Origin of the sequence: Streptomyces pristinaespiralis, assembly GCF_001278075.1 — a bacterium.
Classification (GTDB): domain Bacteria; phylum Actinomycetota; class Actinomycetes; order Streptomycetales; family Streptomycetaceae; genus Streptomyces; species Streptomyces pristinaespiralis.
This window is the reverse complement of sequence record NZ_CP011340.1, coordinates 24,289-49,591: the sequence shown is the minus strand read 5'-3', so window position 1 is coordinate 49,591 and position 25,303 is coordinate 24,289. Positions and strand designations below refer to the sequence as shown.

Annotated in this window: 19 protein-coding genes; 12 read left to right on the top strand and 7 right to left on the bottom strand. The window is 69.2% G+C overall.

Annotated elements, in window-relative coordinates:
- Positions 1-343 precede the first annotated feature (343 nt).
- Both SPRI_RS38340 and SPRI_RS00165 read left to right on the top strand, forming a co-directional pair.
- Positions 344-505 carry a hypothetical protein gene (locus SPRI_RS38340; protein WP_005322195.1) on the top strand — a complete coding sequence of 54 codons (162 nt, stop codon included), beginning with the start codon at positions 344-346 and terminating at the stop codon, positions 503-505.
- A 299-nt stretch (positions 506-804) separates the two neighbouring features.
- The gene (locus SPRI_RS00165; RefSeq protein WP_158685264.1) at positions 805-2,121 is read left to right on the top strand and encodes a hypothetical protein; all 1,317 of its coding nucleotides are present in this window, start codon (positions 805-807) and stop codon (positions 2,119-2,121) included.
- A gap of 703 nt (positions 2,122-2,824) precedes the next feature.
- On the opposite strand, the gene SPRI_RS00160 is transcribed toward SPRI_RS00165, so the two are convergent.
- Positions 2,825-3,430 carry a hypothetical protein gene (locus SPRI_RS00160; RefSeq protein WP_037775686.1) on the bottom strand — a complete coding sequence of 202 codons (606 nt, stop codon included), beginning with the start codon at positions 3,428-3,430 and terminating at the stop codon, positions 2,825-2,827.
- 209 nt (positions 3,431-3,639) lie between these two features.
- The gene (locus SPRI_RS39000; protein ID WP_234020486.1) at positions 3,640-4,218 is read right to left on the bottom strand and encodes a hypothetical protein; all 579 of its coding nucleotides are present in this window, start codon (positions 4,216-4,218) and stop codon (positions 3,640-3,642) included.
- A gap of 626 nt (positions 4,219-4,844) precedes the next feature.
- Here SPRI_RS39000 and SPRI_RS00150 point away from each other — a divergent pair.
- From SPRI_RS00150 to SPRI_RS00110, 9 genes are all read left to right on the top strand, one after another.
- On the top strand, positions 4,845-5,108 hold the full coding sequence (locus SPRI_RS00150; RefSeq protein WP_037775690.1) for a helix-turn-helix transcriptional regulator: 264 nt from the start codon (positions 4,845-4,847) through the stop codon (positions 5,106-5,108).
- Positions 5,109-5,278: 170 nt separating this feature from the next.
- Positions 5,279-6,139, top strand: coding sequence for a DUF6083 domain-containing protein (locus SPRI_RS00145; protein WP_037775693.1), 861 nt, complete (start codon positions 5,279-5,281; stop codon positions 6,137-6,139).
- Positions 6,140-6,169: 30 nt separating this feature from the next.
- A complete protein-coding gene (locus SPRI_RS00140) occupies positions 6,170-6,619 on the top strand; it encodes a hypothetical protein (protein ID WP_037775695.1) in 450 nt (149 codons plus the stop codon).
- A complete protein-coding gene (locus tag SPRI_RS00135; RefSeq protein WP_005322218.1) occupies positions 6,616-8,139 on the top strand; it encodes a UvrD-helicase domain-containing protein in 1,524 nt (507 codons plus the stop codon). The genes SPRI_RS00140 and SPRI_RS00135 overlap by 4 nt, the downstream gene beginning before the upstream one ends.
- Before the next feature lie 367 nt (positions 8,140-8,506).
- Positions 8,507-9,673 carry a hypothetical protein gene (locus SPRI_RS00130; protein ID WP_106428506.1) on the top strand — a complete coding sequence of 389 codons (1,167 nt, stop codon included), beginning with the start codon at positions 8,507-8,509 and terminating at the stop codon, positions 9,671-9,673.
- A complete protein-coding gene (locus SPRI_RS00125; RefSeq protein ID WP_005322220.1) occupies positions 9,666-10,229 on the top strand; it encodes a hypothetical protein in 564 nt (187 codons plus the stop codon). The genes SPRI_RS00130 and SPRI_RS00125 overlap by 8 nt, the downstream gene beginning before the upstream one ends.
- Before the next feature lie 85 nt (positions 10,230-10,314).
- A complete protein-coding gene (locus SPRI_RS00120) occupies positions 10,315-10,884 on the top strand; it encodes a hypothetical protein (protein ID WP_238996191.1) in 570 nt (189 codons plus the stop codon).
- Positions 10,881-13,952, top strand: coding sequence for a hypothetical protein (locus tag SPRI_RS00115; protein ID WP_005322227.1), 3,072 nt, complete (start codon positions 10,881-10,883; stop codon positions 13,950-13,952). The genes SPRI_RS00120 and SPRI_RS00115 overlap by 4 nt, the downstream gene beginning before the upstream one ends.
- Positions 13,945-15,363, top strand: a complete 1,419-nt coding sequence (locus tag SPRI_RS00110) for a Wadjet anti-phage system protein JetD domain-containing protein (protein ID WP_005322229.1) — start codon at positions 13,945-13,947, stop codon at positions 15,361-15,363. The genes SPRI_RS00115 and SPRI_RS00110 overlap by 8 nt, the downstream gene beginning before the upstream one ends.
- Positions 15,364-15,513: 150 nt before the next feature.
- Here SPRI_RS00110 and SPRI_RS00105 read toward each other — a convergent pair whose 3' ends face one another.
- The 5 genes from SPRI_RS00105 to SPRI_RS00085 form a co-directional block, all read right to left on the bottom strand.
- On the bottom strand, positions 15,514-16,557 hold the full coding sequence (locus tag SPRI_RS00105) for a hypothetical protein (protein WP_005322231.1): 1,044 nt from the start codon (positions 16,555-16,557) through the stop codon (positions 15,514-15,516).
- 127 nt (positions 16,558-16,684) lie between these two features.
- Entirely contained in the window at positions 16,685-17,458 is a 774-nt protein-coding gene (locus SPRI_RS00100) for an AAA family ATPase (RefSeq protein ID WP_005322232.1), read from the bottom strand.
- Positions 17,455-19,050, bottom strand: coding sequence for a Mu transposase C-terminal domain-containing protein (locus SPRI_RS00095; protein ID WP_158685267.1), 1,596 nt, complete (start codon positions 19,048-19,050; stop codon positions 17,455-17,457). The genes SPRI_RS00100 and SPRI_RS00095 overlap by 4 nt, the downstream gene beginning before the upstream one ends.
- Before the next feature lie 494 nt (positions 19,051-19,544).
- The gene (locus SPRI_RS00090; RefSeq protein ID WP_037775700.1) at positions 19,545-22,754 is read right to left on the bottom strand and encodes an AAA family ATPase; all 3,210 of its coding nucleotides are present in this window, start codon (positions 22,752-22,754) and stop codon (positions 19,545-19,547) included.
- Complete coding sequence (locus SPRI_RS00085) at positions 22,751-23,989, bottom strand: metallophosphoesterase family protein (protein ID WP_005322236.1); 1,239 nt, start codon at positions 23,987-23,989, stop codon at positions 22,751-22,753. Before SPRI_RS00085 ends, SPRI_RS00090 begins: the two co-directional genes overlap by 4 nt.
- Before the next feature lie 432 nt (positions 23,990-24,421).
- Here SPRI_RS00085 and SPRI_RS00080 point away from each other — a divergent pair, with 432 nt between their 5' ends.
- The gene (locus SPRI_RS00080) at positions 24,422-25,261 is read left to right on the top strand and encodes a hypothetical protein (RefSeq protein WP_005322237.1); all 840 of its coding nucleotides are present in this window, start codon (positions 24,422-24,424) and stop codon (positions 25,259-25,261) included.
- The last annotated feature ends 42 nt before the right edge of the window (positions 25,262-25,303 follow it).

Here is a 25,303-nt window from a genome sequence, read left to right as displayed (position 1 = left end):
CCGAAGAACGCCGCAAGGCTCTCGACCGCTTCTACGGCGCGGTTCATCATCAGCACTGCGCCGTCGACGGCTGAGTCGACGCCATCCCCGCCCCCGGCCCGCACGGCACCGCAACCTTCGATCTGATCGTCCGACCCGCCGACGTCGAGACCGTCGCCAAGGACGCCCCCGACGCGGTCATCACCTGCACCAGCGGCGACCCCCGGATAACCCACGAGCTGCTGACCGGCATACAGCCACGCGACCTGCTGCGCGCGACCGGCACCCTGCTCCAGCCGCCGGCACCTGGCGAGAACGCCCGGCTCACTCTCGACGCCCTTGAAGTCCGGTCCTGCGGGACACGGTGCTCGACAGGTATGGCGACTACTGCGTCATCTTCGCCCCCGACCGCGGACCAGATCCCGTCTTCACCACGCTCGGGCAGAGGGTCGGCCTAGCGGACAACCCCGACGCCATCGCCCACCTCATCGACATCCACGAACGCGTGGACGACGGCGACTTCTGATGGCCGCCACCACCGCTCAGGCCCGAACCGTCCTGGAGCGGTTCCCCGCCGGAGGCCCCCCGCGGCTCCTGGCCGGCCGAAGAGTGCGCCGCCGCCCAGCGTGCCCAGGGCACCAAGTTCATGGTGGAAGTTCCGTCGATCTTGTGACTGCCGGTCAGACGATCGCAGACAGTCATGCCACCCGCCTCGAGGATGGACGTCCCGGGGTGAGCATCCGGCTTGGACGATCGATATCGGCTGATGGTCCGCCGCCCACGTCCTTAACCTGATCACAGCAGAAACTTACTGAAGGGGTGGGCGTGCGCGCACTGGAAGATATCAGAAACCAGGTGAGATCGGCTAAATCGCGCCGCTACATCGACGAGGCCATCGCTGCCTACAGCGGCGGTGCCTACCGCTCGGCACTCATCGCCATCTGGATCGCCGTCGCAGCGGATCTCATCGAAAAGCTTCGCTTCCTCGCCGACGAGGGGGACGCGAACGCGAAGGCACACCGCGACAAGCTCGACGCAGCCATCAAAGACAACAAGATCAACGAGTTGCAGAAGTTCGAGCGGGAGTTGCTGACCAAAGCCCACCAAGACCTCCAGCTCATCGGCTCGCACGAGCGGGACCAGCTCCTTCGTCTGTACGAGGACCGGCATCTCTGCGCACACCCGGCCTTCATCCCTGACAGTGATGATCTGTTCAACCCCACGGCCGAGTCGGTGCGGGCCCACCTGAGGGCCGCCGTGGACGCAGTGCTGTCGCATCAGGCGGTAACAGGGAGGAAAGCGCTGGAACGATTCGGTCGCGACATCGCATCCGCATCGTTCCCCCGGGACGACAGCCGCCTTGCTGACCACCTGCGCGCCAGTTACATGGACCACGGGACGCCGCAGCTACGGGCAAACCTGATCAAAGTGGTGTGCAAGGAGACCTTCAACCAGGAGAAGGACAGCACTTGGCGGTGGAACCACACCCGCACGGCTCGAGAGCTGCAGAAGATCGCTCCTGGAGAGTTCGAGGAGCGTGCGCGCTCCGTTCTGGAGCGCAAGCAGAATGAGTTGGACGACGAAGGCCTAATAGCCCTGGTGGCTGGGCTCTGCTACGTGCCCGGTGTCTGGGAACTCCTTCACGCAGGCACCCGCGCGCGCATCGAGGAACTCCTCAAGAACGTGCCGGCCAACCAGTTGGTCATCGTTCACCAGCTGTACAACGGAGCCCTCCCCGCCGCTCCCGTGGACCGCATGCTGCTCGATCGGCTCAGCGAAGCGATTCCTCTCGTTTCCCGTCAGATGCACTTCGCGCAGCTCACGCCATTTCTGGGCGATGTCCCTGACCGACGACTCATCCCGCCTCTCATCGAACTGGTTGCCGACGCCAGCTCCTACGAGGGCGGCGAGGCCGTCCTGAAGTGGGTAAACGCCCTCTCTCCCAGCTTGACGGAAGACGACTTGCAGCAGCTTCTCACTGCCGCAGCCAGTAACAACCAGATCTCGGGTTCCGTCCTGGGGACCCGCCAACTGGAGGTCCTCCGGCACATCGGGCCCCAGGGCGAACAAGCAACGGCTGCCTGGGCCAAGTGGGACACGCGCTGGACACAGGATGCTGAGCCGACAGCCAGCAACCCGTAGTGACCGCGCAGACCTGGCCCTCCGCGACACGATGCGGCCCCCGCCAGGCGCATCAGCATGCGCATCACGTCGCTGCCCTGGTCGGAGGAATCTTCGGCTGCCACATCGAGTACAGCGAGGACAGCTACTGGGACACCTGCCCTCAGTCTTTAATGCACCGCAGATCGGGCCTGTCCGTCGGCTACACCGCGATACGGCTGTGCTCCCTGTGCGGGAAGGACCTCGATGAATGTGAGCATATGCTCGACACCCAGTGCGAACTCACCGTCCGTCACTCCCCAGAAGGCACCTGCAACGCATGCGGGCGTCGCAGCTGTCCTCATATGGACGGCCAATGCGTTCTTGCCTACCCGCGCCCAGTCATTAGCGAGGGACAGATCCACGAAGTAAGCCTGGTGTCTCGGCCGAGAGACCCCCTGGCCCGATTTACGAAGATCGAAATCGATGCACAGGCGCTCGCGCACAGCCTGGGACAGCAGCCGAACGGCCGGGGCTCTGCGGTGCTTTCGCTGCCTGCGTCCGTGCGAGGGGTTCGGCGGACATGATGCGGCAGGCTCAAGGCTTCCGTCCGCGCCCACCCCCGGATGAAGTCGACCGAAGCGCAGGCGCAGACATCATTTCGGCCTCATCTCTTGCTTTCGAGTGCAGGCGCCCGCAGCGTAGAGGGGGCAGGCGGCAGGGGGATTAGCATCGATGGACCGGCTCAGGAGTTGGCCGGTTGGGCCTGGCTTTCGGTCTGGGCGGCGGGTGGCTGCGTCGCGTCGGACGCTGTGTAAAAGACGGAGGCGCCCTGTTTGGTGCGCTGGGCCTGGTTCCTCGCCACGAGCCCTTCGAGCGTGGTGCGCACGACGGTTGTCTTGATGGCGCGCTTGGGGTGTTGCTGGCCCAGTACGGTGGTGATCTCGGCAGCGGAGCGCGGTTCGCTCTGGTCGGCCAGGTGTTCGCGCACGAGGTCGACAAGCGTGGGTGATGCTGACGGCGCGGCCGCTGGCTTGCCGGCCTTCTTGCCGGTTCGCTTCCCGGCCGCGGGGGACTTCTTGGCCGTGCCCGATGCGCCTGCTGCCTTCTTGCGGGCGGCCGGCACCGTCGCGACGGGTTCAGGCGCAACGGTCGTCGCGGGGACGCCGAGGGCCTGCTGAATGTTCACTAGAACGGTGTGGTCGTGCCGTCGGGCAGTCAACTGTGCCTGCAGTGCTTCGATCTCACTGCAGAGGCGTTCTTGCTCCTTGAGGTTGCTTTCAAGGTCACCGGCCACCTGCGCGCTGTACTGCGAGGTCAACTCGGTGCTTTCGGCAGTGGTTTCGGACATGCTGCTCACACCCCTTCCGGGCGCTGCGGGCCAGCGAGCACGATGCTCGTGGCGTATGCGAAATCCAACGCGTGTGCTCTTCTGCCTGGTGCCGTGTGACCAGGAGCAGTTACTGCCGCACAGTCATTCACGGCGATAGTACGGAAGTCACCTGCGTTCTTCTCCGCCGCATGACTGAGAGACGGCAGGCAGATTGAACCAGGCGGCGGTCAGTGCGTAGACGGCCCCCTGGAGCCGGAGACGGGCCGGTGAAGGGGAGCTGGCTGCCAGTGCACCTCGCCGGTATCGCGCTGATGGTGCCAGGTTGCCAGGGTGCGGCCGGCGACCAGCCGGTCGAGCAGCGCTTCGGTCTGCTGGGGGGAGTGCCCGCACAGACGGGCCACGACGGCCATGTCAGCTACGGGGCCGGCCGCGGTGGTGTGGGCGGCCAGGACCAGCGCGGCCAGGCGGTCTGCGGGTTTTGCCGCTGCCGGAACGATGAGCGGAGCAGGCTTGAGGGCCCAGTGGGCGGCGCGCCGGCGGGCGCTGCGGCACGGGGCCTGGTTCAGTGCGCCGTCCAGCAGCCGCACCTGCAACGGTGCTGCCCGGGGATCGGGCAGGTCGAGCCAGCGGTCCTGTGCCAGTTCCTGCCACGCCTCGGTGTGCCGGTGCAGGCGCATGCCGCGCAGCAGGCCGGCCGGCAGCCGGGCGCAGCCGTGCCTGTCGGCGCGCAGGGCGCATTGCAGGGCCAGCAGCCGGGCGGCGGGAGAGGTGACGCAGCCGAGTGTGGAGGCGAGGTGGGTGAGCATCTCCCGTACCCGTTGCGGCTCATCTCCGTGGACTCGCTGCAGGACGGGGGCTGATGCGGCCGATCGGCGAGGGCTAAGCAGAGTGTCGGGTACCACGGCGGTGTGGCTGGTCGCCGCCGCACAGGCCGCGCACGCGTCGACCAGCCGCCAGGTGCGGCCGCTGAGGTCGCGGGTCAGGGCCAGCAGTACCCGCCCAGCACAGCCGCGATGGCGCGGATGCCAGACGCAGCCCCGCACCCGGCACTGGCAACTGCGCAGATGTGCCGGCAGCGCGCTCGCGCGGACATGGCAGGCCAGATGGGCCAGGGCGGCTGACCGCGCGGAGGATGCCTGCAGGGGAAAGGTGCGGGCGGTACACGAGGGGCAGACGAGTGCAGGGCCGTCCGCCTGCGGGCGCAGCTCCACTGTCCAGATACGCCGCACTGCAGCATGTGCGTCACCGAACCTCATGGGCTGGTCGTCCTCCCGTCCGTCTGACTGTCTTGGCGGTGGGCACCCTGACAGGCCCCCGAGACGGACGCACTGTAGTGCAGATTCCCGCACCATGGATTCGCCGTTTCCCCGCTCCGGCGAAAGTGCAGAAACCTGCACTGACGGGGCAGGGGTCTGCACCGTCGGATTGTCGGGTGACGATCTTGCCGCCAGACCCCGACCTCACTGCGCTGCGCGTCGTGCTCGCGCGCCTGCGGGCCGAACGCGGTTGGACCTTCGACGAACTCGCCGACCGCAGCGGGCTTGCCCGGCGCACCCTCATCGACCTTGAACACGGCCGCACCACCGGCAGTGTCACCACCTGGCACACCCTCGCCCACACCTTCGACGTGCCCATCGAGCGCTTCCTGGGCGCCCTGTGCGACGACCACACCCCGCCCGGCACGGCCACTTCCTGAACTCTCGCTCCGTCCCGGTGCGCACCACGCCGTGAATCACCCGATCGGGCAATCAGGCATGGAACAGTCATCCGCAGTAACGCTCATGTGTGCGGGCTCGTTGGGCCGGCCGTGGGACATACCTGCGACACGTTGCTCACGCCTGCGTGTCGCCTGGCACGGTCCGGGCCATGTGCCCCACGCCCGCCCCCGACGACCGCCACTGGGACGGCAGCTCCCGCGCCACCCACCGCCCCCGCCCGCTCCGGGTGACCACCACCAGCCCCAGCCGCCTGCTGCGCGCCGGACAGACCGGCCGCTGCCGCCACTGCGGCCACCGTATCGACCTCTACCAGCGTCCCGACCAGCGGCCCATCGCCTTGCACCCCGCCGAACTGGCCACCGCCGACGTCCCCGAATCCTGCCGCTGGCACCTCAGCGGCGGCATCGCCTACCCGCACGGTGACAACAGCGCCTGGTGCCGCATCCCGCATGCCGTGCTCTGCCCCCACCGCACCCCGACCTGCCAGGCTGGCCCCCGCCTCGAGGTGATCCGCCGCCAACTCGCCGTTCGCACCCGCCGCCTCATCGACACCGGGGTTCTCACCTCCGCCCCACCCACCACCCCGCAGCCCGTCTCCCCGACTGGCGGACCGGACCGCCCCGTCGTCCAGCTGCTGCTGTGCCGCTACCTCACCCACCAGCGGCTCGAGGACCTGCGCTGCGTGGCCCAGACCCGCCACCGTCACCGCTGTCCTAACCCCGTCCTCGCCTCCGTCGGCCCGGCCGGGATGTGGAAACTGCTGCCCACCACCGCCCGGCACGGCCAACTTGCCCTGCATGATGCCCTGATGGCCATCTACGACCTTAGCCACCTCTCCTACGGCGAACAGCTGCGCTGGCGCACCCAGCGCTGTCCGGCACATGCCGCCGTCCCCGGCGCCGCCGACCTCGCCCTGGCCTGCTGGGAACCCTTCGACCCCCTCCTGCACGCGGCACACATCCACACCCGGCTGCCCCACTCCCCGCCCCGCCCGCACCGAAGGGGATGACCCGTGCCCCACCACGCCCTGGAAAACACAATGACCCGCCCCCTGCCCCCGCCCGTCCTGCACCGCGCCGCCCGCCTGCTGCCGCTCGCCGCCAACCACGACGCCACCCGCCTGATGGCCCTCGTCGCCGCCAAGACACCGCAGCGCGCTGCCCACCGGCTGCGCCACCGCCTCGGCACCCGGCTGCCCATCGACGTGATCACCACCCACTACCCGGACGCCGACCACAGCGTGCTGCTCAACGTCGCCTTCCCGCCCGCCGTGCACGCTGCCCTCACCGCCGACGCCCCCCGCGCCCGGCGGAATCCCGAGCGCTGCCTGGAACTGGCCGTGCGCCGGGCCCTGGCCGAGCACGCCGACCGGGAGACCGACCGCCTCGACCGCGCGGTGTCCCAATTGCTGGCCCACACCACCCCCGCCTACCTGCTGGCCGCCGTCGAGCACGCACTCACGCGGCTCCCCGAGAGGCCCACTCCGTGAACCCCACCGACGAACAGACGGCAGCCGCCGACGCCTTCCACGCCGGCCACCACCTCGCCCTGCAGGCCGGCGCCGGCACCGGAAAGACCACCACCCTCGCCTTCCTCACCCGCGCCACCACCCGACGCGGCCGCTACCTCGCCTACAACCGGGCCATCGCCCAGGACGCAGCCGCCCGCTTCCCAAGCACGGTGCAGTGCAAGACCGCCCACGCCCTCGCCTACGCCGCCGTCGGCCACCGCTACACCCGCCGCCTGAACGCACCCCGCCGCCCCGCCTGGCAGACCGGACAAGCCCTCGGCCTGACCAAAGCCGTCCGCATCGGCGACCGCGAGATCTCCCAACGCGCCCTGTCCAACGCCGCCTTGCGCACCGTCACCCGCTTCTGCCACACCGCCGACGAGGCCATCACCCGCCATCACGTACCCCGTCTCCGCGGCCTGGACGACCCCGATCTCCACGCCCAACTCGCCGCCCACCTCGTGCCGTTCGCACGCAAAGCCTGGGCCGACCTGCAGCACCCGGACGACGGCGCCGTCCGCTTCGACCACGACCACTACCTCAAGATCTGGGCCCTTGCCCGGCCGCGCATCCAGGCCGACTTCCTGCTGCTGGACGAGGCCCAGGACACCAACCCCGTCGTCGAACAGATCTTCCTCGCCCAGCGCGAGCACGCCCAGCTGGTCATGGTCGGTGACTCCGCCCAGGCCATCTATCACTGGCGCGGCGCCAAAGACGTCATGACCGGCTTCGACGGCACCCAGCTGACCCTCTCCCAGTCCTTCCGCTTCGGCCCCGACCTCGCCGCGGAGGCCAACCGCTGGCTGCATCTCGCCGATGCCCCGATCCGCCTCACTGGCACCCCTGCCGTGTCCACCGAGATTGGCCCCGTCACCCAGCCGGACGCCGTACTGTGCCGCACCAACGTCGGCGCCATGGCTCAGGTCATGATCCTCATGGCGGCCGGCTATCGGGTCGCCCTGGCCGGGGGAGGGGACAGCCTGCAGGCCCTGGCGTTCGCGGCCCGCGACCTGAAGGAAGGCCGCCGCACCCACCACCCCGAACTGATCCTCTTCCCCTCATGGGGCGATCTGCAGGACTACGCCGCCCACGACCCGGCCGGCCGCGACCTGCAGCCCCTGGTCAACCTCGTTGACACCCACGGCACCGAGGCCATCCTCACGGCCGTCGCCCACCTTGCCCCCGAGCCGCACGCCCAGGTCACCGTCTCCACCGCCCACAAGGCGAAAGGGCGTGAATGGCCCCGCGTGCTCATCGCGGACGACTTCGCCCGCCCCAAGGACAACACGCCCGACGAGCAGACAGGCCCCCTGCCGACACCCGATCCCATCGACGACGCCGAAGCCCGCCTGGCCTATGTAGCGGTCACCCGCACCCGCCAACGCCTCGACCTGGGCGGACTGTCCTGGATCCACGACCATCCCGACGGCCCCTTGGTCGGCCACGACCGCCCCCGTCCACCGGCGCTGCCACAGTCTCCTGCCGCTGCCAGGAAATGAGCCGGGTGCCCGCCAGATCGGCCTGTCGGCTGCCCGCACCCCTTCCGGGACGGCCAGTCTCGACGCGAGGCCCCGCTTCAGCGAGAGGGACGATAGAGACCTCCGTGAGCCCGATGCGCCTAACACACGCTCACTGCTGCGGCTGGGGCTGAAGCTGGGGCTGCGGAACGACAAAGACAAGTTTTGTGGTTTCCAGGCCCTTTGAGCCCGGTAGCGGTCATGCTGGTCCAGGGACGCGCGTGATGCGGGGGTGGAGGGGGACTTGCCGGATCAGCCTGACTTGTTCTCCGTGCAGCAGGAGGACGACGCGGAGGGTCTAGAGCACATAGCGCCATTCGTGGCACCGGTCGCTGCTGCACCGAGCGCAGTGACACGCGATCCGGTGGCACTGCGCATCGCCGAGGCCGTCCGGGACGTGTTCGGCGACTTCGGCTCCGAACACGGGCTGAGCCGCGGGGAGATAGCCCAGGCCTGCGCCGCGGTGGCCTCCGCCGACGAGTTCGATTCAAGATTCCGGGTCTTCATCAAACTTCGTCTGCTGGAGTCGCTGCACGGCAAGTCATATGACCAGCGGTATGTGTTCAACCCGACCAGCGGTGCCGCACTGCTGGTGTACGAGCGCCTGGGGGAGGCTGGCGGTGTCCAGGAGATCACCATGCTGCTGGACCGGGCCCGCGAAGGCCTTCTGAACGGCTCCCTGACCGAGGAGCAGCTGGCCGCCAAGATTGCCCAGGCCCGGCGGAGCCTTGCGAACTACACCAACCACCTGCTGCGGTTGGTGCGCACCAGGCCCATCGAAGAACTGCTCGGCCAGCGTCACCACCACGCCCACACCACATCGCTTGAGGAAGCGAAACACCTCGTCCATGCCGTCGCCGAGCAGTACCCCGCACTGCGTTCCGGCGGCACCCGCCTGATCCGGGAAGCCCTGCGCTACACAGGAGCCGTCCACGAGTTCCACGACCGGCTCATGCAGCAAGCCACCACCCGGCGCGACTTCAGCATGCTCCTACCCGAGCAGTACCTGACTGCGGCCCTTCGCTCCTCCACGGAAACGCTCGCGCAGGTGTTCGCCACGACCGTCTTCGACCCGCCCCACGTCCAGATCACCACGGGCCAGATCCTCACCGCCGCAGCCGACCACCAGCCCCCGCCGCCGCGGCAGCGCCTGCCGCGCCCTCCGACGCAGTCGCCCGGCCCGGATCCGGTCGAGTCCGCACGCGCCAAGGCTGCGCTCGCACGGCAGCGCCGAGAGGCCACCGTGACCCTGCTCATGGCCGGAAAGGACGAAGCCGATGTCACCGCCCGCCTGCGTGCCCTGCCCTGGCAGGTAGCAGTCAAGCACCTGGTCGACATGCTGCGCGCCGCAGCCGACCCCGCCATCCCCCTCATGCTCGACATCTCCCGCGAGGTCATCGTGGACGCCGCAGGACCGGTCACCTACGCCTCGCCGGTGACCGTGTACCGCATTCCCGACAGCCCACAAGACATGAACGACGACACCGAAGCCGCACCGCAGAGCCCTAATGAGTGACCCCTACCTGCTGGCACGGGCCCGAGCCCTGCGCACGGTCCCTGTCCCGGCGGACCGCGCAGGACTCACCCAGCTGCGCTGCGCCGCCGACGATGTGGAGCGCCGGCTGGTCGACGTCGTCACCCCGAACGGGACCCAGGAGCTGATGACCGGCTGGGCTCCCGATGTGGAACCGGCGAGTGGCGCGCTGGGCGACAGCGACGTCCACCGAACCGCCTCGACCGTCCGCCTGCTCACCCTGGCCTGCTGCATCCGCCACTGCTGGCCCGACCCCAGCCAGCCGCTGTACCCAGGACAACCCGCTGCGCAGCAGGACGTCCTCGCCGCCCTGACTCCTCTCCAGGACACCCTCGCGCCCCGCGACGGCGCGGCCGTGCTGGGGCAGACCGGGCACTTCCTGACGGCCCTGCGGTTCCTGCGCGCCTGCGGACACCTCGCGGCAGACGTCGGCGACGGCATGATCCGCCTCGGCCCCATGGTTGCGCTGTGGTCCGAGCGCGATGTGGCCGAACTGCGCAACGGCTACGACATCCTGCCCGCTCCGAGGAAGGGGTGAGCCCGTGGACGTACCGGCATTGCAAGCCCTGTCCCACAACCGGCGGGCCGATGTCCGAGCGGCGGTCTGTGCCGTGGAGACCGCCGTGATCCCCGTACCGTCCGTCCACTACCGTGCCCTCGCCGAGATCCCGCTGCGCATCGTGGTGGAACAGGTCCTGGCCGCATCCGGACGCACCCTGCTCGCGGTCGGCGGCGGCTACCTCTCCGGTTACACCGACGAGATCAGACAACGTCTGGCGCACGAAGGAATCGGAGTCCTGCCGCGCGACGACCGTGCCGTCCTCACCTTGATCCTGCTGTTCAGCGTCGCCATTCCCCGAGCGTCCGGCACCGCCCTGCCCGAGCAGCTGTGGACCCAGGGCACCCCCGTGCCCAGGGACCAGCTCAAGGGCTGCCAGGCGTCTGACGTCGTTCTCACCAGCGCGCTGCAGCGCCTCACCCACGCCGACCTGGTCCGCCGGACCAGAACCGGCTACGTCCTGGGCCACCAGTTCCTGCGGCTGACGCCGGCTGTGGGCGCCGAACTGTTCGAACAGCTGATCCTGCTCGCCGATCCCGACAGTGCTCTCGCCGAATCGATCCGCCGGCGCCGCGCCCGTCCCACCGTGCCGACGGCCACTGCTCTTGATCACGAGGTGCATGACAGATCATGACCACCCCGCCCACCTCCGACCCGTCCCGGGGCATCGTCGGCGACCGCCAGCTCATCGCTGTCCAGGCCTTCGACATCGCCCGGCTCACAGCACACGCCGTCCCGATCGTCCCGGAGACCTTCATCGCCGTCTCCGGTCTCGGCCCCAAAGACGACTCGAACGGCTCCGGCAAGACCAGCTTCCTCATCGCGGTCTCCCTGCTGCTGGCCGATCCGCAGTGGCGCCTGGAGACCAACGGGGGCCGGCACGCCAGCGGCATCCTGTTCCGCCCCGATGCAGCAGGCGTCGACCAGGCTCACCAGGCGTCCCCGGTCACCCACGGCTACATCGTCGGCGTCTTCGCCCACCCCGACGAACCGGCCGCGAACCCCTTGACCGTCTGGGTCCGCATCGCGACCACCACCCCCTACCTGCAGGCCAACTGGACCGAAGGCCTGCACGTCGCCGACGCCCCCACCGATCACGAGCGCAGCATCCAGGCCGACGCCCTGTGGCGCGAGCTGGGCACCCGCCAGCTCCTGTCCGCCCGCGCCATGGCCGAGAAGCTCTACGGCACCGCCCCGCGCTGCCTCACCTACCTCGACACCCCCCTGCGCCCGCCCGTGCCCTCACTGCTCAGCCAGCAGCTGACCGAGATGGAGCCCCACGACATCGGCCGGTCCCTGATCGCCCTGTCAGGCATGACCCCCCTGCTGGAGGAGGAAGACGACCTGCGCGGCCAGGCCCTGCAGCATCGGATCAGCCTCGAGAAGGCCCAGACCGAGCACACCCAGGCACTGCTCGCCGAAGAACAGGTGATGAGCGGTGTGCGCGCCCGCGAGACCGCCCGCCTCGCCCTCCAGCGCGGCCACGAGGCATGGCACCGCTACCTCGCGGCCTCCTACCGCGACGCCCACCACAGTGACCAGCGCGTTGCCGCGCTCATGGAGGAGGAGAGGCAGGCCGCCGAGACAGCCGCGGTCCTGGTGCAGGACGCCGAGGACCGTCTGAACTTGCTCGGGTCCGCCGAAGAACTCGCCACCCAAAGAGGCGCAGCCCACCAGGCATGGTCCGACGCCCGACAACTTGTCGGCGAACTGTCCAGGAAAATGACGGAGTTGACTACGCAACAAGCGATGCTGCGGAGTCGGCGGGCCACCCTGCTGCCTGCGGCGCAGGGCTGGGACGGCAGCAACTTCACCGCCACGGCCGCCCGCCTGGAGCAACGCCAACGCGAGCACGCCAAGGCAGAGCTGCAATGCGACGAAGCCAAGATCGCCGTCACCCGTGCCCGCACCCACCTGCACGACGTCGAGCAGGGCCGCAGCGGTCAAGCAGGCCGCGCCATCGATCTGCTGGGCGAACACCGCATCCGTGCGCACGGCCTGCTCGACCAGCTCAACGTGGACGAGGCCGCCCGCCCGGAGTGGGAACCGCGTCTGGCCCCCTGGCAGGACGCGATCGTCGTCGAACCCGAGCATGAAGACACGGCCCGCCGCCTGCTGCATGCCGCTCTGCCCGGCGCCCAGATCATCTCCTCCGACACCGGGCAGAAAGCCCTGCCCGAGGGCATCCACAGCACCCTGAACGTGACCCGCTTCCTCGCCACCCTCCAACAGCGACTGATTCCCTCGTCCGACGGCTTGGCCGTCCGTGACCAGGCACTGGCGCTGACCGTGACGGGCGGCTTCCCCAACACCCTGGCCGGACGCGAAGCCCAGCTCCGGCAGGCTCGCGCCGACCTCGCAGCCGCCAAACACGCATGCACCGCGGCCACCGAAGCCATGAGCGCGGCCACCGCTGCCCTCACCCTGGCCCAGACCCTGCACGCAGCCGCCCAGGCGGCTGAAGAACTCGCACACCTTGGCACCCAGGAGAACGACCTCCAGACCAAGATCGACAATCTCGCCGGCCGCTCCGCCAACGCCGCTCGCGACGAGCAGGAGCTCCAGCAGGTCTGGCAGGACGCCGTGGCCCGGCACGCCTCCCACAAGCAGCTCCTCACCAGCGCAAAGCTCACCCTGGAAGGGGCCAGCAAGGCGCTCAAGGAACGCCAGCGCAACCTGGCCGCTCTCGAACGCCAGCGCGAGCAGGTCGCCGCATCCCAGTGGCAGCAGCAGTGGGGCGCAACCCTCGAAGACGCCACCCGCCTCCTGGACCAGGCATCGGACCAGACCCGTTCCTCCCGGCCGGCAGCCCTGCGCCGACAATCGGAAGACCAACTGCGCCGGGCCTACGAGCACTACGGCGTCGATGGCACCCCGGGCGCGGACGTCAGCCAAGACCTCCGCACGGGCCAGGAAATGATGCAGTCCTTCGCCGACACCGATCCCGCCGGCCTCCCCTCCCTCACCTTCGCCGACGTGGCAGCCCCGCTAGACAACCGCCTCGCTGGCCATCGGGACCAGGACGAGGTCGCCGCAGCGCGCATCACCCACGACCAGCACGCCCGACAGCAGGCGATCGCAGAACTCACCGATGGCGTCGCCACCAGCACCCGCAACCTGAAAACCCTCCAGGACATGATCGAAAAGCACCTCGACGGCCTCTTCGCTCAGATCAGCGTCGCATTCCACGACCTCGACCTGCGCAGCGACGGCCACGGAGCCAAACTCGAGCACATCAGCGTCCGCCCCCAGGGTGCCGGGGACTGGCAGTGGCAGGTCATCCCGCGATGGAAACGCTCCCGCAGCGGCGGATACGTCTCCTACCGAGAAAACGCCAACAGCGCCCAGGTCAAGGTGCACGCCATCCTGCTCGTCCTCGCGGCGCTCCTGGCCGACTCCCACACCCAGGGCAGAGTCCTGATCCTGGACGAACTCGGCAACAGCCTCGGGGAAGTCAACCGCAAGGACATGCTCGCCGCCCTGCGCGACGTCGCACGCGACCAGCACCTGACCATCCTCGGCACCTGCCAGGACAGCGTCCTTGCCGACGCCGCCGACGTCTGCGGGGAACTGCTGTGGTTCGTCCACGCATCAGCAGCCGACATCATCAACCAGCCCACCAGCGCATGGGCCTTCGACAGCAACGGCGCCCGCACCCAACTCACCGAAGACTGGATCACCGCAGGACGCGCCCATGCCTGACCTCACCCCCCAACCTCCACTCCTCATCGGCGAGGCACACGGCCGCGAGACCGTTCCCCTGCGCAACCTGCCGCCAGGCATCACCGCCGTCACCCTGCCGCGTATCACCAAGGACAGCGACGACACCATCCACGTGCGCGTCCCCCGAGACCGCCGACGTCGCGTCAGCCCCCGGCAGGTCGACCTCGTCGCCGACCACCCCGTGAGCCCCTACGACCCACCACCCGCCCTGACCACCCGACAACTGATCAAAGTCCTGCAGACCAAGACCGCCAAACGCTGGCCCACCATCCAGGCCGACCTCGGCGACAACGCCTGGCAGATCGTGGCCGATCTCATCCGCTGCGGCGCCGTCATCCTGCGCTGCGACGTCGTCAACGCCACCGGCTACAGTCCGCGCTCATGGACCCTGACCCGGTCATGGGCCGAACTCGCCGAGGACAAACTCGCTGAACTCCAGGGCCGCCAGCATCCCGAGGACCTGCACCGCGAGCTCCTCGACATCATGTCCGGCATCCCTGAGCTCGCCCATGAGCACGCCCTGCTGGCCACGACCCCGCCCGGCCGGGTCCTGAAGATCCCTGAAGGCACCGCCACCAGGGCCGAGGACTGGCGGGTATACGAGATCGCCATCCGGGCCGCCGGCGTCTGGTGGCCCGCCCAAGGCGCACCACGCAAGATCACCGCGAAGGAGCTCGCCGGACGTAGCCTGCGCGACACCAAGAGCGCCTGGACCCCCGCCCGGCAGCAGGCCTTCTCCAACCTGATCGGTATCCCCTTCGACCAGGCCGTCGACAAGGCCGACACCGAACTACGCATCCGTGGCCCCCTGCAGTGGCGCGTCGGTACCGTCATCGCCGACGCGGCAGCCTGCCGCCCCTGGCTCGCGCTTCCCGCCCGCGGTGTCCGCGCCCTCGGCATGATCTCCTGCGAGGCCCGAGGCGTCTTCCTGGTCGAGAACGAGGACACCTTCGAACAGGTCTGCAAGATCCCGGAGATCGCCGACACCTGGCTGTGCATCTGGGGCAAGGGCTATGCGACCGACGGCCTGGCCGAATTCCTCCGCGGCCTCGACGGCCTGCCCGTCGCGGCATGGGGCGACCTCGACGCCCACGGCATCCGCATCATCGGCAACCTCGCCGACCGCATCGGGCGGCCCGTCACACCCGTCGCGATGACCGTCGACCTCTACCGGGGCGGCACCAAGTACCGCCAGGAGCCCACGAAACTGAAGGAGAACCGCAAGCTCGCCGCCCAGCTGGCGTGCGACGGCATCGAGGCCCTGCGCGACCTGGCTGAAGAGATCACCCGGACCGACGGGCACGGCTGCGAACAGGAGACGCTCTACAACGAAGTCCTCCCCGCACTCCCCGGTCTACTGAAAGCCGTGCATGTGTCCGGCAGTTCCTGACCTCCCAGAAGCGGGTAGCGGCCAGCAGGTAGGTTCGGGCCGGGCGTGCCCGGCCCCGGCCTTCCTGCTCCAGCCGGTGGCCTGATGCAAACACGGCATAAACACGCTGCCGCGTCTTTGGCGCAGGGCGAGTGCCTCGCTGCGCACGGCTCAAGGGACGAGGATGCCGGCGAGCAGGGACAAGTCGAGCTGAGGCAGACGTCCGGCGTGCGCGCGCAGATGCCGGGCTTCGGCCAGCATGACATGGGAGAACACGTCCTCCCTGGGCGAGTGGGCCATCAGACGGTGGTGGGCGCGGGCGCCGGCCAGCAGCGGGCGCGCCCAGGCAGGCACGGCGTGCAAAGGGCAGTGCCGATGGCCAGCCCCGTGGAGCTTGATGACGCAGACGTCGCCGGAGATGTCGAGGTCGCGGGTGAAGCGCAGGCTGCCCAGGCCGGTCTGGGTGAAGGCCAGCACACTCAGCGCTCCAGCGATGAGTGGGTGCGTGAGAGCGGTCAGGGCGGCGGCCTCCTCGGGCGCGATCTCGAGGGCAGGGGCGGCCTGGACCAGCTGCGCCGTGGCCAACGCACCGGCACAAGGGGGAGCTTGCCGCCCGGGCCTCGTCGACGCTGCTTCGGTCCCGCGCGGCTGCGGGGCGGGCGCCTGCCTCGCAGCCGTCGCCATCGCCGCCGGTCCTGTCATCGCCGGGAGAGCGGGAGGGAAGGACGGGCGCGCGGGTATCGGTCCCGGCTCGGCGAGGAGCGCCTCGAACTGGTCCCGGCCGCTGATGCGGCGCTCCACGCGGGCCAGCGACGGCGGCAGTCCGCGCGGCGGCTTCTGCCACAGCAGGGTCAGCTGAGCTCCCGTCGACTCGCGCCAGGCGAGCAGTTGGTCGATCCGCCGGAGGGTCAGCAGATGAGCTCGGGGGACCACAACGTGCCGCACCCCCATCGCGACACCCCAGGCAGCAGCGGCGAGCCAGGCCGCGTTCACCGAGTCCAGCCACACATCGGGGGAGTGGGGCCCGGGGGCCAGCCGCTTGCCCAGCGCATACAGCATGTCGTGCGCCAGCGCGGCCGGGCTGGAGCTGGCCGGCGTCGGCTGCACGGTGATGCGGCCTTCCCCGGGCCGGTGCGCCTGCAGCGCCGCCCGGGTGTAGAACAGGTCGTCCCGCTCGTCCACCACGATCGTCACGTCGCTGTACACCAGTGCCATCGCCCCCTCCCGGCCGCGCCCCGCCACACCGCCCCGTATCGGCCAGGCGCCAGGCCGGTCCGTACGGCGCGCAATGGTTGTGGCAGCGGCCCGGGCTCGCCGGGCCGCCGCGGATGTGCGGCGGCTGCTACATGCCGCCCAGCTTGCTGTACACCCAGTTGACGAGGTCCTGCTTGACCTCGGTCAGGCCCTTCTTCTTCATGCCGTTGAGCATGTGCTTGGTGATGGTGGCCCAGTTGCGGAAGTTGCCGTGCGCCGCGGCCCGGTCGATGTTGCGGATCATCTGCGGGTCCACCCCGGCCCACAAGGAGTGAAACGCCGGCAGGGTGGCGACGACCTCGGCCTCGGGCATGCGCGTGAACTTCTGCCAGATGAAGATCCGTGACGCCAGCATAGGTTCACGCTTGAGGACCTTGTAGCAGCCATCGCCGCCGGCGAAGATCACCGCGATGTCGGTATTGCGGTCGTCCCAAAGGTGGCGCCAGTACTCGAACGAACTGCGGCCCATCCACTGGGCCTCGTCGCACACCAGCACGCGGAACGTCTGCGACAGCGTTTCCTTCAGAAGTGTGTCGAATTCGATCGGCCGGGTCGGCGGTTCCCCGGGCAGCCCCAGGGCGTTAAACAGTCCGTGGCGGATGTCGCGGGGGGTCGGTCCCGAGCGCAGCTCCAGGCGGTAGGTGTTGTCGGGGGCGATCTTGCGCAGCGCCGAGTTCACCGACATCGTCTTGCCGTATCCGGCCGCTCCGTAGGCGACCATCATGGCCTTGGCGTCGATCGTCGCCTGCACGTCGTCCAGGGTCGTCATGAGCGTATCGGTGGCCACCAGGTGCGCATTGAGGCGGTGGAAGTGGTCCTCGTCCTCTGCGGGCAGCCTGCCGTAGTCCATGTCGCCGCTCACGCGTTCTCCTCAGGGGCGTTGTCGTCCGGCTCGTCCGCGGCCGGAAGGACCGGGCGGGCCCAGCCGTCCGGGACGGGCTGGTGCGGGATGTAACCGGGATCGGCCCGCCGCAGGTCCGTGGCGTCCGATGCGGCAAGTTCTGCCTCGGCCTCCGCCTCGGTCAGCGCACCCAGACGCTCGGGCGGGGTGGCGGTGGTGACGGCCTCGAAGCGTTCGCGCCGCAGCCGTGCGGCGGCCTTCATGTCCGCGCGAAGCCGCCGCGCCTTGGAGGTGCGGGCTTTGCGGACCTTGCTGACCTGCTCCTCGCTGGCCGCCTCGGCCAGGACGGCGCTGCCCAGGTGTACGCCGTCCAGGCCGAACACCTCGATGGCCAGGTCGTGGTGGGGCAGGTGGCGCACCGCGACGCGGACGCCGGCCTGGCCCACCATCCAGGGGGCGATGTAGTGGCGATTGCGCCACTGCACGCCCTGCGTGGTGATGGTGCGGGTGCGTCCGTCGTCCGCGAGCCCGAAATGGGCCAGCTGCTCGGCGGCAACGTCGTGCAGGGGAGTGGGGTCGCACGACCACGCCTGCATCGGGGTGCGGCCGCCCAGCGCCCTGGGCTGGTGCTCGGTGTTCCACCAGTGCACCCACTTCAGCAGCAGCTCCACGAACGCCTCGAAGGTGAGCGCGGGCTCGTCCGGATCCGCGGTGCGCCCGCCGGTGAGCGTCTGCCGGTGTACGTAGCGCGGCATGGAGACGAACAGCATGTCCTCGACCGCACCGTTGAGCGCCTCGATGGTGCCCTTCAGATGCGGGCTGTAGGCCGGGAGATCGACGACGGGCACGGCGAAGGCACCCAGGGCCGAGGCCACGGTGGCACACAGGAACTCCTTGCCGCGGTCCACCCTGATCAGGCCCGGCAGCCCTCCGGCCGGGCCGAAGGGATCGGCTCGGTCCAGAGCCATCCGCAGGGCCGCCAGCACCGCATCCGCGCTGGGTGCATGGGGCGTCACGGCCACCCCCGTGATGACTTTGGTGTGGCAGTCGATGAACCAGGTCACCCAGGGCTGCACGAGCTGGTCCTCGAGCAACACCCGCACAGGCACACACTTGTGGTCGCCCTCCCAGGCGGCGTTGCGGTGCGCGGGAGGGCGCTGCCCGAACACGTCGAAGGCCCGCCGGGCAGCCTCCCCCTTGGCGAGCCCGGCCCGCTCCCCGGGCGTCAGGTCCCGCCGCAGCGCCCGGTGGAGCGTCGACAGCGACGGGGCCGCAGGCAGCCGGGGCTCGTCCAGGGCCCGCTGCTTAAGCTCACGGTGCACGGCGGAGGCGTTGCCTCCCCACACCACCAGCAGCCGCCGCAGTTCAGGGGTGACGCGGAACCGTGTCCGGGACGCCGCATCGACGTGGCCGGTGGCGCGCGCCTCGGCGACCCACCGCCACACCGCCCGCTCCGAGCGGCCCACGGCCGTCGCGACCAGCTTCACGTGCGCGCTGGTCAGCTCGCCGCTCTGGTCCAGCGACAGCAACCGTGGCAGCGCGGCCAGCCGCCCCGTGCGGGCGGTGAACACCGCTTTGCCAGCACCCTGCGTGCCGGCAGAAGAGTCACTCATGCGGTCTGCTCCTTACATGGATACGAATCGTGGAAAGGACCGGAAGTGCCGTGCTTGCGCCGGGTGTTGGCGGTGAAGGCGGACGGCACTGGCGTTCCCGGCCGTTTGCAGGGCCGTGATGCGGCGTCATGCCGGGGGAGGGCGGGTACGGCGGGGCCATCAGCCCGCACCGGCTGCGAGCGTCGGCAACTTCGCTGGGAGGGGGCGTGCTTCTCGAAGGCCAGGCTGCTTCAAGGGGCAGGCTTATGCCGGGGCATCGGGGGCGCCCCGGCGCTGGCCAGTCTTGTTGCGGCACCTGGGGTGGAAGGCCGCGGTCGGCGCTGAGCTGAATGCTTGTCAGCGCCGGCCGCAGGGCTTCCTGGGGCGCCTGCATGCGCCGGGAGGACGTACGGGATTGGTCGGGCGCAGGAAGGGAGGAGAGCTACCGGTGTCCCAAGGTGCTGCCCTGGGGCGGACGGGCTCCTTGGCGCCACTGCTGGCCGGCCCGGTGTTGCTCAGGCGTGTTCCAGCATGCGCCGGATCCCGTCGCGGATGATCGTGGCGCGTTCTTGCGCCGTGAGCCAGGTGGCTGTGGAGCCCTGGGCGGTCTTTTCGACGAACAGCACGTCTTCGACGGCGTCGGCTACCGGATACAGGTGGCTGATGACCGCGAGGGTCTTGTCCTGGATTGCAGCGTTGCTCAGGACGGGAAGGGTGGCCTCCAGGCGGTCGGAGTCCAGCGAGCCGAACCCTTCGTCCAAAAACAGGCTCTCCAGCTTGCTGTTGCTGCGGTTGTGAAGTTCCACGAATGCCAGTGCCAGCGCGAGGGAGGTCTGGAATTTCTCCCCGCCGGAGAGGGTTTCTCGGCCGCGCGTGAGATTCGTAGCGGACTCCACGATCTTGAAGTCCTCGGTGAACCCATAGAGCCCGGTGGAGATCTGCTGGAGGATCCTGCTCCCGTAGCGGAGCAGCGCATGGGTGCGCTGGTCTGTGAGATAGGTGAGGAACTTCGTGTCGGTGAGCTGGTCCCTCACTCTCCTCCACACTGCGGCCTGTTCATCCGCGGCGGTGATGGCAGCGTCCAGTGCCTCGGCGTAGGGGATTTGGGACTGCGCGGTACGCAGGTCGGACTTGGCTTTGTCGTGCGCTGCTTCCGCGTCGCTCGTCTTGCGGCTGAGCGGGTCGAGAAGGGCGGGTGCCAGCAGGTCGCTCTTCTCCGGCACCGGGAAGCCCGGGTCATGGTCGGTTTCGTCGGCGGCGGCCCCGGCTTGGAGGGTGAGGTCCTTCTCGAACGCGTGGATTGCGTCCGTGGCTCGCTGCCCGGATTGTTTCAGTGTGCCCGCCAGTTGCTGGCTCAGGGAGGCGAGGGCCTGGTAGTAGGCGTCGACGAAGGCCAGGTCGGATCCGTCCGGGGCAGGAGGCAGTTCTTTGGGCGCCTCGCTGTCAAGGAGACTTTCGGCGTCGGTGGCGGCGTCCGCCCAACGCTCCAGCTTTTTGATGAGATTGCGGGTGGGAGTCTCAACCTTGCGCCGGCGGCGTCCGTCCAGGGCCTGGCGGTGCTCGGTGTGCTCGGTGAGGGCCTGCTGTGCTTCGTCGCGTGCCTGTGCTGTCTGTTCGAGCTGTGCGAGGCGCTGACCGGCTGTCTCCAGCGCTGAGGCGATGTCCTTCGGGGAGGGGAGGTCCTGCGGTGTGTCCTGCGCGGGTCGTATCGAGGCCGGGAGCTCGGTGACCTCGCTCAGCAGTGTCTGCAGGTCGCTCTCGTACTGCAGCTGGGTCTTCTCCAGCCGTTTGCGTTCGCGCTGCAAGCGGCCGCGCTGGCGTTTGAGGTCGGCCCGAGCCGACTCCTTCTCGGCCTGCGCGGTCGCCAGCTCTGCCTGGGCGCTCGTGTGGGCCGCGAGCGTTTCTGCTTCCGTATCGCGCAGCGGCTGGACGAGTGTCTTGACCGCACGGGTGATCTGGGCCCGGTTTTTGGGGTCGCTGCCCGCGAGGGCACGCGCCTGCGCGGCCGTCTGCTGGCTCAGCGTGTCCAGAGTCGTGGCCACGCCCGGCACGACGTTCGGCCGCATCGTGTCCACCAGCTCCTGCAGCTGAAGCAGTGAAGTGTCCATGCGCTCGAGGGCGGCCAGATGCGCGCGCTGGTGCTTCTGGGCCCCTTGCCCGGTCGCGTTCAGCTGGGCTGTTGCCTCCGCCGCGGCGGTTACCGCTGTGTTCACGGCTTTCGAGGATTTGGTGAGCTGACCTCTGGCTTTGTCAAGCGCCTTGCCGTCCAGCGGGGAGGGGGGAGTGAAGTCGGTCGGGAGGGGCCGGACGCAGACCGGGCAGGCGTCCCCTGGCGCCAGAGCGGAACCCGCCGTGTGGGCGGCTTCGCCGCGCTCCACCGCAGCAAGCGCCTCCTCGGCTTCTTCCCGTGCCCCGCGCAGCTGACGCAGCTCAGCTTCCAGCTTGTCGACGCGGCCGCGCTGCTCCTCGACTGTCTCGAGCGCCGTGTTGGCCGACTGCAGATGTGCCGCCGCAGCGGTGGCTTCCTGCAGCGGGCCCCGGACGGCCTCCTGGATCTGGTCGGTGTGCGCGCGGGCCTGGGTGACGGCATGCTGTGCCAGGTCGGCTTCCTCGACGAGAACCGCCAGGCGCTGCTCGTGCTCGGCCAGCTCCTGCTGTGCTTGCGTGTGCTCCTGCTCATGTTCGCCGTGCTGCAGCTGCTCCTGTTCAAGCCGCTGCATCAGGGTGTCCAACCCGGCTGCACGGCCCGGCAGGCCGGACAGCACAGTCACCGCACCGGACAGGGACCGGACCGTGTCACCGGCCTGCGTGGCCGCCTCCAGGGCGGCCTGCGCCGCGTCCAGCTTCAGACTCAGATCGCGTCCGGCCGCTTCCTGCGCTGCGGCTTCGGCATCGAGCTCCGTCTTCGCCTTGGCCAGCGTGGCCAGGGTGACAGCCGCATCCGGGACGCTGCGCTCACGCAGCAGCCGTGCCGCCTTGTCCAGAGCGGCCTTGCGGTGCTTGTGTGCGACGGCCCGCCCTTGTGCCGCGCGCAGAGCGGCCAGCCGCTCGCGTCGGCTTTCCGCGATGCCACGCGTACGCTCCACATCCAGCGCCGCCTGTGTGGCGACGGCATGGGGATCTCGCAGGAGGTCCGCCCGGGCACTCCTGGCGTCGAGGATGCCCGCGCTCAAGCTCTCCAGTCGAACGCCGGCGTGCTTGCGGACACGTTCCAGTTCGTTGATGCCGAAGACGTGCCGCAGGATGTCGGCGCGGTCGCCTCTGTTCGCCTTGAGCAGGTTGTCGAACTTCCCCTGGGGCAGCAGGACCGTACTGACGAAGCCCTTCCAGTCCAGACCGATGAGCTGGGTGACGGCATCTGTCACCGCGCGCATGTTGTCGACCCGCAGGTCGGCGCCGCCTTCGGCCATGGACTCCAGAACAGCCTGCGGCTTCCTGCGGTTTGCATACAGCGTGCGCCGCACCCGCCACGGGCGGCCGTTCACGGAGAACTCGAACGTCACGTGCATGCTGGGGCTGCCGGTGCTGATCAGCTCGTAGGCTTCCTCGGGTTTGCTCGACCACGAGCTCGCCCCGTACAGGCCGAAGGTGAACCCCTCAAGGAGAGTGGACTTGCCGGCGCCGGTACGGCCCAGGATGGCGAACCGGCGCTTCCCGGCGAAGTCGATGGTGCAGGTGCCGGGGTAGCTGCGCATTCCGCTGACGATGAGCCGGCTCGGCTTCACGACGCCTCCGTCCAGGTGTTTTCCAGCGCAGCGCGGAGCATTTCCTCGGCCAGGACCGGAGGCAGCGTCTCGTCGTCGAGCTCGTTGAGCAGGTGGGTGAATGCGGTGACGGTGGACTCCGCGGCAGCGCCGCTCAGTCCCTCGGATGCCAGGTAGGCGCGGAAGGCGTCGGGGAGCTCCGGCTCCTCGCCGGGATCCCCGTCCATGACAGCCTCGGCGGCCGCCTCCCGTGCCGGTACGGGGTTGACGAGGATCGCGTTCGGGACGATCTCGGCGATCTTCTGGCTGAGGAGCCCATCGGGCTCTTCGCCGGCGATTACCGCTTTGAGGAAGGTCCCGTCGTACTGGGCGGCCGCGGCCTTCAACTCCTCCAGAGTCCCGGGGAAGTGGGCCAGCCGTCGGCCACTGGAGAGCCGGCGGGGCAACGCCCTTACCGGTCGTCCGGGGTCGGCGTCGACGATCACGACGCTTTTGGATTCGTCGGCTTCGCCGAAGTCCATGGCGAGCGGACTTCCCGCGTAGCGGGCGATGCACTTGGCGCCCCGAACCGGTTGCGGGCGATGGATGTGCCCGAGAGCGGCGTAGGAAACCTCCGGAAGATTCTCGGGGCCGGTTTCGAAGCGGTCGTCCACGGCCCGTCCGCCCCGGGAGCCTTGGGCGCCGGTGACGTACACGTGGGCCGCGAACAGCAGGATGTCCCGGTCGGGGTCGTACCCCTCGTGCATGGCCCTCATCAGCTGCGCCTGTAGCCCGCGCATCCCCTCGGCGTAGTCGGCGTACGACGTGCCGGTCGCGGAATGCTGCCAGAAGTGGTTCGGATGCACGAACGGCAGGACGGCCAGGCGGATTTGCTGCTCACCGCCGCAGGCGTCGAAGGTGAGGACACCGCCGTCGTCCGCGGGGCGGAACCGGTCGGCGAAGAACAGGCCCCGGCCCCGCAAGGGACCGTTCATGGAGCCGAAGAACTTGAAGTATGCGGGGGAGTCGTGGTTGCCGGCCAGGACCACGGTGGGGGCGATGGCGGCGAGTTCGATCAGGGTGTCCATGGCGCGCGACATGGCCCGGATGGTGGGACGGGAGTGGTGGAACAGATCGCCGCTGTGGACGATCAGATCCGGCTGGCTTTCCTGGGCGATGGCCACGATCTCGGCCAGGACGGCGTCGAAGTCCTCTTCGCGGGCGTGCCCGTGAAAGATGTGGCCTAAATGCCAGTCGGAAGTGTGGAGCAGTCTCATGCCTTCGTGCGCCCTTCTGGGAAGCGAGGCGTAGGAGGGCACCGGTGGTGCCTTATGAGCCCGGGACTGTACACCAAATTCCCTGGAGTAAAACTGGGAGTCCCGAGTGACTGCTGGCCTCCGGGCACGGACGAACGCATGACCGCTCTCGAGGAGCGCATGCAGCAGCTGTCAGGAGGCGGTCGGGCGGGCACTCGCGCAACACGCTACTTTCCAAGTACGCCTTCCAAGCGTGATTTGACACGCAGTCGACTCACCTGGAACGTTCTGTGCGGGCTCAGTGCGGCCCGGACATGGCCCAGCCGGCGACCATGCCTGCGGTCGCCGAGCCCCATCTGGTCGCGCCTGTGCGCGACCAGATCCACCAGGTATCGGTCTTTACTTTTTCCTGGAATGAAACTGGTATATACGGGGGGCTGCTAGCATGCGGGCATGGATGAGCATCTGGTCGCACTCGAGAAGCGCATGCAGCAGCTGCAAGAGGCGCTCCGGCAGGCGCTCACACGACACGACACCGCCCAAGTGAACTCCCTGGGCGAGGAGCTGACACGCACTCGACACGCGTGGAACGTTCTGTGCGGGATCACTGAGGTCCCGGACACGGCCCAGCCGGAGGTGCAGCCAGGGGTCCGGCCTGAGCCCGCGCTGGCAGTCGTCGAGCCCAACCAGGACGTGCCCGTACGCGACCAGGTCCACCAGGCGCTCGCCCTGCTCACCGTCCCCGCCTCGCCCAAACTGCTCAGCCAGGTCCACCAGGCTTTCTTCTCCACCCCGCTGAACACGGCACGCATGACCACCCTGCGCCGCGACGAGGAACGCTCCTTCCGCTCCGCCCCCTACGGCCGCGCCTACTACATCTGCCCCGCGCTGACCTCCGACCTGCTCTCACCAGCCCGCGCGCTGCTCGCCCTGAGCACCTGGTCACTGGAGCAGCGCCTGGTGGGACCGCTCACCCAGCGCGTCCACTTCCTCACCTCGGCCCTACGGCTCGCGGACGCCGCCGAACACCTCGCCGGCGAGGCCGGGATGCCACAGCCCGTCCAGCAGCTGCTGCTGCACTACAGCCGCAACATCCACGGCGACGCCCCCCGGGGCCCGCTCGACCTGGACGCGCTGCGCCGGGCCGCCGCAGCGGAACTGGAGATCCACGCCGACGACGACGCCGACACCCGCGCCGAAGCGGCCCAGCGCGCACGTCAGCAACTCGGCGACGCGCAGCAGATCTTCGGCAACATCCTGCGCAACACCGCCCGCCTGCACCGTACTTCGTAAACCCGCCTCTGCAACCAGCACGGCTGTGCCCTGTCCCGCCAA

Bases quoted from the DNA above. Each gene is read 5' to 3' on its own strand.
- SPRI_RS00160 (WP_037775686.1), bottom strand. From the start codon at position 3,430: ATGTCCGAAACCACTGCCGAAAGCACCGAGTTGACCTCGCAGTACAGC.
- SPRI_RS39000 (WP_234020486.1), bottom strand. From the start codon at position 4,218: ATGCTCACCCACCTCGCCTCCACACTCGGCTGCGTCACCTCTCCCGCC.
- SPRI_RS00145 (WP_037775693.1), top strand. From the start codon at position 5,279: ATGTGCCCCACGCCCGCCCCCGACGACCGCCACTGGGACGGCAGCTCC.
- SPRI_RS00140 (WP_037775695.1), top strand. From the start codon at position 6,170: ATGACCCGCCCCCTGCCCCCGCCCGTCCTGCACCGCGCCGCCCGCCTG.
- SPRI_RS00125 (WP_005322220.1), top strand. From the start codon at position 9,666: ATGAGTGACCCCTACCTGCTGGCACGGGCCCGAGCCCTGCGCACGGTC.
- SPRI_RS00115 (WP_005322227.1), top strand. From the start codon at position 10,881: ATGACCACCCCGCCCACCTCCGACCCGTCCCGGGGCATCGTCGGCGAC.
- SPRI_RS00110 (WP_005322229.1), top strand. From the start codon at position 13,945: ATGCCTGACCTCACCCCCCAACCTCCACTCCTCATCGGCGAGGCACAC.
- SPRI_RS00105 (WP_005322231.1), bottom strand. From the start codon at position 16,557: ATGGCACTGGTGTACAGCGACGTGACGATCGTGGTGGACGAGCGGGAC.
- SPRI_RS00095 (WP_158685267.1), bottom strand. From the start codon at position 19,050: ATGAGTGACTCTTCTGCCGGCACGCAGGGTGCTGGCAAAGCGGTGTTC.
- SPRI_RS00085 (WP_005322236.1), bottom strand. From the start codon at position 23,989: ATGAGACTGCTCCACACTTCCGACTGGCATTTAGGCCACATCTTTCAC.
- SPRI_RS00080 (WP_005322237.1), top strand. From the start codon at position 24,422: ATGGATGAGCATCTGGTCGCACTCGAGAAGCGCATGCAGCAGCTGCAA.